The 11,186-nt window shown below is 47.3% G+C and carries 11 protein-coding genes; 9 read left to right on the forward strand and 2 right to left on the reverse strand.

What is annotated here, in order from left to right:
- Positions 1-8: 8 nt before the first annotated feature.
- From C814_RS20265 to C814_RS23245, 8 genes are all read left to right on the forward strand, one after another.
- On the forward strand, positions 9-2,393 hold the full coding sequence (locus C814_RS20265; protein ID WP_016317327.1) for an ABC transporter permease: 2,385 nt from the start codon (positions 9-11) through the stop codon (positions 2,391-2,393).
- A 187-nt stretch (positions 2,394-2,580) separates the two neighbouring features.
- A complete protein-coding gene (locus C814_RS20270; RefSeq protein ID WP_016317328.1) occupies positions 2,581-3,351 on the forward strand; it encodes a response regulator in 771 nt (256 codons plus the stop codon).
- A gap of 513 nt (positions 3,352-3,864) precedes the next feature.
- A complete protein-coding gene (locus tag C814_RS20275; RefSeq protein WP_004611626.1) occupies positions 3,865-4,296 on the forward strand; it encodes a sigma-70 family RNA polymerase sigma factor in 432 nt (143 codons plus the stop codon).
- 6 nt (positions 4,297-4,302) lie between these two features.
- Positions 4,303-4,545 (forward strand): helix-turn-helix domain-containing protein, encoded by a 243-nt coding sequence (locus C814_RS20280; RefSeq protein ID WP_004611627.1) that lies wholly within the window; start codon positions 4,303-4,305, stop codon positions 4,543-4,545.
- A gap of 434 nt (positions 4,546-4,979) precedes the next feature.
- On the forward strand, positions 4,980-5,183 hold the full coding sequence (locus C814_RS20285) for an excisionase (protein ID WP_009296579.1): 204 nt from the start codon (positions 4,980-4,982) through the stop codon (positions 5,181-5,183).
- A gap of 79 nt (positions 5,184-5,262) precedes the next feature.
- Positions 5,263-6,540 carry a tyrosine-type recombinase/integrase gene (locus tag C814_RS20290; RefSeq protein ID WP_016317329.1) on the forward strand — a complete coding sequence of 426 codons (1,278 nt, stop codon included), beginning with the start codon at positions 5,263-5,265 and terminating at the stop codon, positions 6,538-6,540.
- 289 nt (positions 6,541-6,829) lie between these two features.
- Positions 6,830-8,107 carry an AAA family ATPase gene (locus tag C814_RS20295; protein WP_016317330.1) on the forward strand — a complete coding sequence of 426 codons (1,278 nt, stop codon included), beginning with the start codon at positions 6,830-6,832 and terminating at the stop codon, positions 8,105-8,107.
- A gap of 2 nt (positions 8,108-8,109) precedes the next feature.
- Positions 8,110-8,769, forward strand: coding sequence for an RloB family protein (locus tag C814_RS23245; protein WP_016317331.1), 660 nt, complete (start codon positions 8,110-8,112; stop codon positions 8,767-8,769).
- Between the two features lie 161 nt (positions 8,770-8,930).
- Here the strand turns inward: C814_RS23245 and C814_RS20300 are convergent, their stop codons facing one another.
- Both C814_RS20300 and mobC read right to left on the reverse strand, forming a co-directional pair.
- Positions 8,931-10,280 carry a relaxase/mobilization nuclease domain-containing protein gene (locus tag C814_RS20300; RefSeq protein WP_016317332.1) on the reverse strand — a complete coding sequence of 450 codons (1,350 nt, stop codon included), beginning with the start codon at positions 10,278-10,280 and terminating at the stop codon, positions 8,931-8,933.
- On the reverse strand, positions 10,241-10,570 hold the full coding sequence (mobC, locus tag C814_RS20305; protein WP_016317333.1) for a plasmid mobilization protein: 330 nt from the start codon (positions 10,568-10,570) through the stop codon (positions 10,241-10,243). The genes C814_RS20300 and mobC overlap by 40 nt, the downstream gene beginning before the upstream one ends.
- A 427-nt stretch (positions 10,571-10,997) precedes the next feature.
- Here mobC and C814_RS24330 point away from each other — a divergent pair.
- Positions 10,998-11,186: helix-turn-helix domain-containing protein (locus tag C814_RS24330; protein WP_016317334.1), on the forward strand; the 189-nt coding region annotated here is incomplete at its 3' end.

The following is an 11,186-nucleotide window of genomic DNA, read 5'->3' on the forward strand; positions in this document are numbered from 1 at the left end:
GGCAAGCTATGACATGGCCTTTTGAAAATGATACCAGCGGCATAGTAAAGCGCATATCAAATCGCAGTATATCGGCAAATCGAAAAAGAAATATCTTTATTGTTTTGACGATTGCACTTGCCAGCGCATTGCTATCTGCTATTGTCCTCTATGGCTTTGGGGTTATGCAGGAAACGCAGAAACGCAACCAAAAAACAGCGCAGATTATGTATCATGCGATTTCTGAACAACAGGGACAGGAACTATACAAGCAAGAAGAAATTGCGTGGGTTGGGGAATTTTTTAACGCATTTTCTGAACAGGTAAACCATTCAACCGTGAATTTTACTTATGCAAATGCAGATATGTTAAAATCCCAAAGTATGCCCTATTCGGGAGATTTACCAGCTTCGGAGAATGAAATTGTAGTACAGGAATCCTTTTTGGATAGTTTGGGCTATTCAAATGAATTGGGGCAGACAATTCAAATCCCCTTTTCTGACGGCACTACCCATGATTTCAAATTGACGGGAATCTTAGATGTGAAAACCGGCGATATTGGGCGCTATACAGCTATTATATCGAAAGAATTAGTAAGACAGCAGTATGGCGACGAGGGCATGATTGATTATTATATTGGGCTGAAAGGCGCTCAAAATATGAGCGAGGAAGAAGCCACCAACTATGCAAACACTCTGGCGCAGCAATTAAAAATTTCCGATGATAGTGTGATTGTCCGTTCCACATATTTTAACTTAAAGGACGAAAATCACGGAAGCGATATGCTGTTCTATTTCTTGATCGGTTTTGTAACTTTCATTGGTTCCGGCATTGTGATCTATTCGATTTTTTATATTTCAGTAGCAAGCAGTATCCGTAACTATGGACAGCTTCGCACAATCGGAACTACAAAACGACAGATCAAAAAGATGGTTTACCGCGAGGGGAAATTACTTGCTGCCATTGCTATCCCGATTGGTCTGGTTATTGGAAATGTGATTGGGTACTTTCTGGTTCCTGCCGGTTGGTACTGGCTGACTACTTTATGTGTGACGGCCGGGGTTGGCCTTTTTGCATTTATTATTGTGATGATTGCTATTCATACTCCTGTAAAAAGAGCTGCGGCAGTATCTCCGCTGGAAGCATTGCGATATTCCGATTATCAAGGGAAGATGAAAGAAAGCTCCGTGTTGCACCGTAAAATAACGCCTGCTTCACTTGCTAAAATGAATCTGTCCAGACAAAAGGCAAAGTCCACTTTAACAATACTTTCTCTTTCACTCGGCGGAGTATTGGTTGTATTGATTTCGACAATGTTAGTTTCCTATGATGGCGTTGCAGAGGCAAGAGGCAGGGCTTTCCCTGTCGGTGAATTTAACATCCAGCTCAACGCAAATCAATCGTGGGACACCGCCGGTATTTCTTTGTCTGGATTGCAGCAAAAGAATTTTCTAAATGCCGATTTTGTAAATGCAGTAGAATCTATTGATGGGGTTACGGGAATCAAGCGCTGGTATTACACAGACGCAGAATATCTTGTAAATGATAATTCTGGAAAATGGATTCAGGGCTTTTGCCGGGATGAGCAGCAGAATTTAGAGGAAGAACGAATTGCAGGAACGATTGATTATGATGAACTGGTGGCAGGCAATGGAATTGTCTTGCTTCAAGAGCGTGCCGATCTCTATGATATTGAGGCTGCGTTGGGTGATACCGTCGAAGTGAACTATAAAACCGAATCCGGCCAAATTCGCACAAAGACCTATACCGTCATGGGCATTGTAAACGAATATTCTTACTCCGGCTTTTCAAAATGCTTTGCGCTTCCGGAGCAGCTTATGAATGAAGCGACCGGGATAGATTGCACCGGTACGATTTCCGTAATTACCGATATGGAAAAATTTGATACGGTTGAAGCTGCATTAAATCAACTGATAGACGGAAATAGCGATTTGGTTATGGAAACCATAAAAGAAAGTATCACTTATTATAGCGGACTGCAACAACTTTCTTTCGGGGTATTGTTGATCGTGGCTGTTATTGTCGTGTGCTTTTCTTTAATCAACCTTGTCAATACGACAATCACAAACTTTCTGTCCCGCAGGCAGGAAATTGGAATGTTACAGGCGATTGGGTTGAGTAAAAAGCAGCTTATCAAAATGCTGTGCTATGAGGGGTTGATGTATTCAGTTTTTGCTACGCTTGTAACATTGGTTTTGGGGACTGGACTGGGCTTCCTATCCGTACAGGTAGTTGTGAAAACGATGAATCCATACTTTTACTATTCATTTCCGTGGCTGATCGTATTGATATATTTAGCAATCCTGCTGATTGTGCAATTCACCTTGATTTCTTACACAACTGGAAATCTGAAAAAGCAATCTCTTGTTGAGCAGATCAGGACGATGGAATAACCGTATGGGATTGGCGGGGCGGCGTGTGCTGCCCCGCTTTTTTCGCCATTTCTCAAAAAAATTTTTGAAATGTCCGAGCGTTGTAACAATTCAGCCTGTTTTTCTGTCGAAATCAAAGGTACCTCGGACATTTGTGTAACATTTGTAGTTTATGCTTGTGGTAAATCAATATTGGGGGTGAGGACACATGAAAAAGATACTGCTGATCGACGACAGCGACACCTATACATGGTGTCTGCAAAAATACTTACAGCACCGGGGCTACCCGGTGAAAACGGCTTGTACGCTGAAAGAAGCGCGGGCCGCCATCCAAGAGGAAATGCCGCTGGTGGTCTGCTGTGATCTCGACCTGCCGGATGGTTCCGGCATGGACTTTCTGGACGAAGTGCGGGCCGCAGACAAGGAGCTGCCTTTTATTCTGGCGTCCTGCCATGACAGGGACGACTATGAACAGGAGGCTATGCGCCGGGGCGCGACGCTGTGCATGGAAAAAATGAAAGGGCTGCTGCTGCAAGATAAGCTGGTGGAATACGCCTACCGGCAGTTATCCGGCGAAAAGGCCCCGACTTTTCACAAGCTGCTCTTTGTTCATGCGGAAGATACCAACGCCGGAGTGCTGCGGGCTGCTATGCTGCAAAAGGGCTTTGACCTGATTCTGGTTTCCTCGATTGCAGAGGCCAAGCGCCGGATTTTTGAGGATAAGGAAATAGACCTGATCTTGTGCGATGTGGAACTGCCGGACGGCACAGCAATGGAGCTGTTTCATACGCTGCGACGGGTGGCGGGGATGTTCCAAATGAAGAATCCCCCTGTCCGGCTTCTGCCGTTCTTTATCCTCACCGAGAACAACGACCTTGCCACGGAATATGAATACCGGCATGAGGGCGTGAACGACTATATCACCGCCCCGGTCAATATCCCGGAGCTGATCCGGCGGGTTCTGTTCTTTGTGGAATGAAGCAAGCTGCTATATTCAAACATCTGCCTCCACAGCGGGGAAAAGAAAAAAACCGCTGACGGGCAGAGGATTTCGTGCGCTTTCCTGTATCACTGACGATACGGCGGTTTTGAGTAGATCAAGGCCGCCGTTTCTGTTTGCTTCGACGACCCCTGCACCGTGTTCTGGCATGGCGGCTTTAGGAGGGAGCCGCTATGCAACGAAAACTACTTCGACAAAATCCGACAGGGATTAGCCTGTCAAAAAAAGCCGTCCCCCGGCAGCGGGGACAAGCGGCTGTGCGTATGTACTATACCATGTAAGAAAAGAACATATTGCTTTTTGTTTCGCCCTGTGGGTCTTTGACCTGCCGGGCGAATTTTGTTATTTCCTGCGGTCTGCTATCCGGCGCAAAAAGAAATTTCAAAAAAGTGAAAAAAGGAGGCGTTTAGCGGGCAGCCAGAGAGATTCCATTCGCTCTATTGGCGGAAAGGGAGAGAACCACCACATCCCCCATAGAAAGGGGGTGAGAAGATGGAAGCGATCCCCCGCAAATACGGTGAATGGGGCCAGTTTGACCGCTACTGCAAGCTGGTTCTGTACCATGAGGCGATAGATTATCTGCGGGAAATGAAGTGCCGCCGCGACCGTGAAGTGTCGCTGGACGCTCTTTCCCCGGCTGATTGGGACAAGCTCTCGACCGTAGATCGGTATTCCTGCGACAGCTTTACATTCAGTTCGCATGGTTATGACCTACATATCGACAACGAGCTTGTGGCCGAAGCGTTTGCCAGCCTGCCAAAAGACGAGCAGAGTATTTTGATTCTCCGCTTTGTTCTGGATTTGACTGACGAAGAAATCGGCCGCCTGATGGGAATGTCCCGCAGCGCAGTCCAGCGCCACAGGACAAGCACCCTGAAAGACTTGCGTATAAAATTGATGGCGTTCATGCCGGAGGGAGGTTAAACGCGGATGAAGCAATCCAGTTACAAGGGCAAAAGCCCTCTGCCTGATTTTGTGATCGACGCGGCCTGCGCCGGTAACGCCGAAGCCGTGGAGCGTGTCTTGCAGCATTATGACGGCTATATCAATAAGCTGTGTACCCGGACGCTCTATGACGGCAGCGGCCAGCCTCATATCTGCATTGACGAGTATATGAAGCGCCGATTGCAAATCAAGCTGATCCATTCCATCGTTAGTCCCATTGGCGACTGACGGTTAAGGCCCCGGCCATAGACAGGCGGCTTTCCCTTTCCCCGCCTGCCAGTTTTCCCGGCGGCCCCTTTGCTCCTTGACAAATACGCCCGCAGGACAATGGCGGCGCGTCATAGGGCAGACGGATACATTCTGTCTGTGCCGAGCCGGGCGGCAGGTGCGCCAAGAGGCTTTCCCTCATTGGGATAAGCGGAGCGATTTTACCGGGCCGTAAAGCAGGTGTGGCAGCCTGCGGGCGACGACGCGCAGGCAGGACAATGATACGCCCTTGCCGTCGTAGTCCGAGCGTTTGAAGCGTCGCAGGCAACGAGCAGGGCCGCGTGAGAACCACGCGGGGGTGAGATTCCCGTGGAGCTGTGCCAGCAGCCGTCCGTTATTTTCTGCCCACTTTCACAAAAAACAACCTTTGTTTTGAAAAGAAAGGGGGCCATGTTATGAGTAATAACGATGTGCCTATTTGGGAGAAATACACGCTTACCATTGAGGAAGCGTCCAAATATTTTCGGATCGGGGAAAACAAACTGCGTCGGCTTGCCGAGGAAAACCCCACCGCTGGCTGGGTGATCCTGAACGGCAACCGCATCCAGATCAAGCGGAAGCAGTTTGAAAAAATCATTGATTCCCTTGACACAATATAGTGAAAAAGGGCCTTGCGCGTGTTATAATAGGTTATAAGCGTGTCAAGGCTCTTTCCGTCATGGAAAGGAGCATGACGAAATGCCAAGAAAAGAACGAGATGAAAAAAGACGGGACAACAAAGGCCGCCTTTTGAAGTCTGGAGAGAGCCAGCGATCAGATGGAAGATACGCTTACAAATACATTGACACCTTTGGAGAACCCCAGTTTGTTTACTCATGGAAGTTAGTACCTACCGACAAAGTACCTGCCGGGAAGCGGCCCTGTCTTTCCCTGCGCGAGAAGATCAAGCAGATACAGAAAGACCTTGACGACGGGATCGACACCATCGGCAAGAAAATGACCGTGTGCCAGCTTTACGAAAAGTACATCCGGCAGCGCGGGAATGTGCGGAAAGGAACCCAAAAGAGCCGCCAGCAGTTGATGAAACTTCTGTCCGAAGATAAGCTGGGCGCGGCCAGCATTGACAGCGTGAAGCTGTCCGACGCGAAAGAATGGGCCTTGCGTATGCAGGAAAAAGGCGTTGCCTACAACACCATCTGCAACAGCAAGCGTTCCTTAAAAGCCATCTTTTATATGGCCGTACAGGACGACTGCCTCCGCAAGAATCCCTTTGACTTCCAGATCAATGAGGTTATCAACGACGATACCGTACCAAAGGTGCCGCTTACCCCTACACAGGAAAACGAGCTTTTGGACTTCATGCAGAACGATCCCGTCTATGCCAAGTATTATGACGAGGTGGTGATCCTGCTGGAAACCGGGCTTCGTATTTCCGAACTCTGCGGCCTGACGCCCGCCGACCTGAATTTTGAGAAGCGCTTTGTGAATGTAGACCACCAGCTTTTGAGAAGCACCGAGGACGGCTACTATATCGAAGCGCCAAAAACAGAAAGCGGATTCCGTCAAGTGCCTATGAGCGCAGCCGCCTATGAAGCGTTTGAGCGCGTGTTGAAGAAGCGCAGGGACGGCAGGTGCATTGAGGTTGATGGTTATAAGGACTTCCTGTTCCTGAACCGGGACGGCCTGCCCAAAACCGCCGTCAACTATGACGCCATGTTCAAGTGCCTTGCCAAGAAGTACAACAAGTGCCACAAGGAGCCGCTGCCCGATGTGATGACGCCGCACACCATGCGGCATACATTCTGTACCAGAATGGCAAACGCGGGCATGAACCCCAAGGCATTGCAGTACATCATGGGACACGCCAACATTGTAATGACGCTGAACTATTACGCCCACGCTACTTTCCATTCCGCACAGGAGGAAATGGAACGACTGCAAGCCAAGGCAAAAACCACCGCAGAGGCCAAGCCGGAGCCTGCGGCGGAAAGCGCCGAGGAAACCAAGGCGGCATAAGTAGTACGCAGAATTTACTACTGCTTTTACTACTTTTGAGAGCGAAAACATAAGGGGTAATAAAAAGATTTGTGAGGTTCTTCCGATATGAAAAGTGCCGGAAAAGCCCGGAATAACGGGCTATACCGGCATATAAGAACATCTAAAGAGATAATTAGAAATCTATTAAATGATTGTGTTAAAAATTAAAAAACAGGCGCATAAAACACATGCCATTGAGAAAAAATCTCAAATAGATGTTGATTTTATTGGAGTTTGCGTATATAATAATAATTAGGGGGTAGTTTATATGCTAATACAATTTTGCTTTAAAAATTTCAAATCTTTTCGTGATGATACAATTTTAGACTTATCTGCTACTAAAATTACGGAAAATAGCAATCATGTAATTCATATTGGAACAGAAAAAATATTACCCATAGCAGCTATATATGGTGCAAACGCAAGTGGGAAGTCAAATGTTGTTGATGCATTTCGCTTTATGGCAATTTATGTTTTGGATTCTTTTGCCTATGGCGGTGAAAATGATGACAAGAAGTCAAGATCAAAAAGGCTAAAGCAGACACCATTTCTTTTTGATACAACAAGCAAAGAAAATGTTTCGTCCTTTGAAGTATATTTCATTTCTTCTGAAAGCGAAGGAAGCAAATGCTATAACTATGGTTTTACTTTGGATCAAAATGGCATTGTAGAAGAATGGCTTAATTCGAAGGCAAGAACTGCTAGAGAATATCGAAGAATTTTTTATAGAAACAGATTAGAAAAAGAATTAGACTTGTCTGGGCTGTCAGCAAATCGGCAAGAAAATATTAAAATTGCGTTAGAGGATGAAACGCTAATTGTATCTCTTGGGGCCAAATTGAAGATACCTAAACTTAAACTCATTCGCGATTGGTTTTATGATTCGAACCTAGCGGATTTTGGTGACCCCATTGAAAACGCAGTCTTGTCGAGAATCATTCCGCCTGAGTTTGCGGATGATAAAGCAGTTCAAGACAAAGTTGTTAAATATTTTTCTGCTTTTGATTCGTCAATTATTGGATTTAATGTTGAAACTATTGCTTCGGATGATGACAATGATGATTCCAAGCATATAAAAATTGATGCAGTGCATAGGATTGCGGATTCTAACGAAACTGCAACAATCCCATTGGCAGAAGAATCTGCAGGCACATTAAAAATGTTTGCTCTTTATCCCGCTTTACAAGACACTCTTGAAAACGGAGGAGTGTTATTTGTTGACGAGTTAAATGCCCGACTCCATCCTTTGTTAGTAAGAGCATTCTTGGTTGCATTTCTCAATCCTGAGACTAATCCTAAACATGCGCAACTAGTCTTTACGACCCATGATTCTTGGCAACTTTCGAACAACTTGCTGCGTAGAGATGAAATCTGGTTTACGGCTAAAGATTCAAAAGGGGTTTCTGTGTTATATTCTTTGGCCGACTTTGTTGATGATGATGGAGTCAAAATCCGTAAAGACGAGAACTATGAGAAGAATTACCTTTTAGGAAAGTATGGTGCAATTCCTACCTTATCATATTTTGATATGTTTAAGGGGGAATAATTGTGGCAAGAGCCGATAGAACTGGAAAGCGCATTCCAAGATCAGCATTTAAAAACCGAATCCCTGATTTGGGAAGATACTTCATTTATACGGACGCAGATGAAACCGAAGAAAAATATATGTATGGTCTTAGGGATTCGTTGCCCAAAGAATTTCAAGGACGAATCGTAATAAAAGTATCTAAAACTAAAACCGAAAAATTGATAGAAGCATGTAGCGAACAGGTTTCTCTCCAACCACAATATTGTGAGCCTTGGATAGTTTTTGATCGGGATGAAGTACCTAATTTTGACAGGATAATAAGGGATGCAGAAAGATGTGGAATCCATGTGGGATGGTCAAATCCGTGCATTGAAATTTGGTTTGATGCATACTTTGGGACTATGCATGCAGACTGGTTGACCTCCCCAGTTTGCTGCCAAAGATTTGGCGATATTTTTGAAAAACGAACTGGGCAGGAGTATATAAAGTCAAATCCGCAAAATTATAATCTTCTAACTCGGTTTGGAGATGAAAATACTGCAATAAAGATAGCGGAGAAAAGATTACAGCATTATTTATCCAATGGTCAAACTACTCCTTCAAAAATGTGTCCTTGCACAACATTACATCATTTGGTTGGTGAAATTTTGAGAAAAACCGTGCTGTCCAAGAACGACTAAATAAAATTTCCCCACTTCTCTTATTGAGAGTGGGGAAATTTTATTATTGGTACCAATGACTGTTATTTTAGAATGATTTTGAGTAAGGCTTCTACACTTCTCTGAAAAATTATCTACATCCGCCAGATAGTTTGTAAAGGCTGTAAACCGCCCAATCTCTGTTACTCCAAATCGTTGCTCCGCTGCCGCTTCTGTTCCTGTTCGTTCGGTCTTTCCATTAGGTCGTCCACATTCTGCCGGACATTATCATACTCCTTTTCCTCCCGTTGTATCTTCCGAAGTTCCGCTTGCAGGGTAATCTTGCGGGTAGCGAGCCCATCTAGCTCTGCTTTCAGTTTCTCGATGGAAGGGAGTTTGGTAATCCCGGCCTTCTTGATTTCCCTGGCGGCCGCCTCAAACAAGATGATCTCGCTCTCAAAACCGCGCAGGAATTTTTCCTTGTCCTTTGATGCCTTGTATCGGTCATAGACAGGTTTCAGCTTGCGGTAGGTGTCGATCTGCTTTCCCAGAAGGGCAAGGTCGGCGATCCGTTGTTCCGTATCCCGCAGGTTTTCCCTGGTACGGATGGAGGCGGCGGCAACAGCATCGCACCGTTCCACCAATTCCCCATAGCTGCCAATGCCGTGTTCAGTGAGAAAGTTCATAGTGGCAGCCGCCCGTTTCAGATTCTCAATGGTCGCCCACCGCTGGTATCCGGCGCTTTGCTGGGCCTTGATATTGTTCTGAATGTCAATGAGCAGGCTGACCTTCCCGCTGCGCTGTTGGGGCTGTCTGGAGGGCCTGGTGCCTCCGGCAATGCGGGAGACAACGGCTTCTTCCGTGTAATCGGCGCCCAGGGTTTTGAGCCGGGTGAACCTCTCCTGGTCCGGCGCCCTGGCGGAGATATACTTTCCCCGCTTGATTTCGTACCCTTCCCGCTGCAACCGGGCAAGCAAATCTTCCAGGCTGGAGGACACGGGGATCAGCCGGTCGATGGCGGCTTTCAGCTTTGCCTTGTAGCTGGTGCCGTTCTGTGCGGCCTGATGCTCAATGTAGCTCTTGCCCTTATCCCGGCCAAGGACGATGACGGACAAGCCGTGTTCTCTGCACAGCCGGTCGCTGGCCCGGCGTATCTCGTGATAGCTGCGCTTGTTGGAATGGTAATGCTTGTGATCGGTGAAGCTGACCGCATTGAAAATCAGGTGATTATGGACGTGATCCTTGTCAATGTGAGTGGTGAGGACAAATTCATATTTGCCGCCCAGGACCTCCCGTGCCAGTTCCATGCCGATCCGGTGGGCTTCCTCTGGCGTGACCTCCCCAGGCTCAAAGGCTTGGATCAGGTGGCGGCCCAGGTGCGTGCCCTTGTCAATGGCATGGCGGCGTGTCCATTCAAATTCAATGTCGGCGGTCTCGGCTGCACAGCCGAAGGAGGATACCAGCAGCTTCCCGTCCGTCTTGTCGGGGTTGCAGATATAGTCAATGGCCGCTTTCAGCGTTGACTTAATAGGATGCGTCTTTGTAACTGCCATATCTGATCCAGCCTTTCCCGGATTTCCTCCATATCGGCCTGATAGGTGGAGCCTCTGGCATTGACTCGCTTGGCGATCTGATTGATGTTCCGGCCAATGGCTGACAGGAGCTTGTTCATCTCCTTGATGTCCCTGGTGTCCACATAGATGATATATCCGTCAATCGCCATCTTGCGCAGGTAGGAGCCGATCCGCTTTGTCTGGAGCTGGGCCATTTTCTGCTCAATCAAGGTGCGTTCTTCCGCTGTTACCGGGCAGCGCAGGATGATGGGGCGTCTGCGATTTGCCATAGGGCGACACCGTCCTTTCTGCATAAGGGTTTGGGAGTATCCCAACAAGCAATTTTGTGTTTAGGGGGAAGGGGTTCCCTAAAGCAAAATTCGCAAGTGTGGCCACACTTGCTGTGCTTGCTCTACGCTCCTTCCCCCGTAAATACAATGCCGGAAACACCTTTATCTGCCCGCAAAATCCCGGATTTTTCAAAAAGAAAAGGGCCGGCAGAGCCGCCCTGGAGAAACGAAAACAGAGGATGCTCACACACCCTCCGTTTCATCTGCTGGTTTTTCAGTTTTCAGCGCCCCGTCAAGCGCACCTTCGATGACGGTCAAATACTGCTCCGGACAGAGTTTCAGTTTGTGGCTGATATGATATGGTATAAAAAAAGTTGACACCTTTTCCTCAAGGGAGTAGAAAAAAGAGAAGAAGGAGGAAAAGGCAATGGCTCGAAGCTACGATAAAGAGTACAAGGTACAGGCCGTAAAGCTGGCCAGAGAGATCGGCGGAGACAAAGCGGCGAAGGAGCTGGGCATCCCGAAAGGGACGATCCACGCCTGGCTGAAAGCGGTGCGGGAGGGGCGCCTGGAGGTGGGGGAAGGCAGCCACACGCCAGGCAGCGCGATGAGCCTG

Source organism: Anaerotruncus sp. G3(2012) (assembly GCF_000403395.2).
Lineage (GTDB): Bacteria > Bacillota > Clostridia > Oscillospirales > Ruminococcaceae > Anaerotruncus.